The sequence below is a fragment of the Solibacillus silvestris genome, assembly GCF_051967575.1.
Classification (GTDB): Bacteria; Bacillota; Bacilli; order Bacillales_A; family Planococcaceae; genus Solibacillus; species Solibacillus silvestris_B.
The window spans coordinates 1-1,406 of record NZ_JBQCJW010000082.1 but is presented as its reverse complement, the minus strand read 5'-3'; the positions used below and the strand labels follow the sequence as shown (position 1 = coordinate 1,406).

Here is a 1,406-nt window from a genome sequence, read left to right as displayed (position 1 = left end):
TGGATGTAATATAGAGTCATGGACATAATCGAGCTAAGTTAGTAAAATAACTTATATGAGAGGACGTGTCCGACATGAGTCAAAAAAAGTATAATCAAGAGTTCAAACAAACAGTGGTGGAGCTTTATCGCTCTGGTACTTCGGTCAATCAACTATCAAGCGAATATGGTATATCAGAGGTAACAATTTATAAATGGATTAAACTCCATTCTCCGATTGAAGGGACAAATGAGTTAACCGCAGCGGAAGTCACTGCGATCCAAAAGGAAAATCTACGCTTGAAGCAAGAGGTAGAAATCTTAAAAAAGGCTATGACCATATTCGCGCAAAAATAGACGACCAGGAACTCATCGATCACATTAAAAAAGAAAGCGAGCATCAGCCTGTTCAACTGATGTGTCGCGTATTAAAGATGCCTAAAAGTACGTATTATCAATCGTTTCATAAGAAGCCAAACAGCTATCATGTCGCCAACGAGAAGCTTTTAGTGCGCATTCGTGCCATTCACGCAGACAGTGGTGGACGGTACGGGGCACCAAAAATCTTCGCCCTCTTAAAGCAGGAAGGTTATACAGGCAGTATTGATCGCGTTCAGCGCATTATGAAACAAGCAGGCATCCGTTCGAACATCGTAAAAAAGTACAAACCGACTTCATCTAGTGGTCACGTGGAAGAACGTGAAAATTTACTAGAACAGGACTTTACAACCGAAACCATCAATGAAAAATGGGTGGCGGATATTACGTATATTCACACAGTTCAAGATGGCTGGTGCTATTTGGCGTCGGTACAAGATTTACACACGAAAAAAATTGTCGGCTATAAATTTGGTCGCCGGATGACGGTGGACCTTGTTTTAGACGCGCTCGAAAACGCCGTGAAGGCCCAACAGCCCGCATCAGGCTTAATTTTGCATACCGATTTAGGGACGCAATATACAAGTGAGGATTTTCGAAAAAAGCTAGAACAGCATGGCATCACACCTTCTTACAGCCGTAAAGGTTGTCCGTATGATAATGCGTGCATTGAATCCTTTCATGCGACCTTGAAAAAAGAAGAAGTGTACCGCACACGCTATGCCAATTTCGAAACCGCTCGTATCGCGTTATTCCGTTACATTGAAGGCTGGTACAACCGCAAGCGAATTCATGGCAGCATTGGCTATTTATCGCCCGATGCCTTTGAAAAAATTTGTCGTGCCGCAGCGTAAACGTGGGTGATAGAAATCCCCACCCCCAACATTTTTGTTTGGCAACATCCGTATCTTTTGCGCTCTACATCCCAAGTAGGCGGTCAAAGGCTCTTTTCACTTTGACGGGCTACTTGGGATGTGGAACAATCCGTTCGGGATGTTGCCCCAAGAAAAAACTTAGGCAGAATGTGTCCGAAAATTTGACGTAGATCCA

At 43.4% G+C, this 1,406-nt stretch carries 1 protein-coding gene; it reads left to right on the top strand.

Features of this window, described 5'->3' with window-relative positions:
- Window positions 1-74: 74 nt before the first annotated feature.
- Window positions 75-1,210 (top strand): IS3 family transposase gene (locus ACTHOQ_RS18845; RefSeq protein ID WP_440497729.1). Its coding sequence is split into 2 segments (ribosomal slippage): window positions 75-297 and window positions 297-1,210, totalling 1,137 coding nucleotides; the frame shifts between segments, so codons are not numbered across the junction.
- Window positions 1,211-1,406 lie beyond the last annotated feature (196 nt).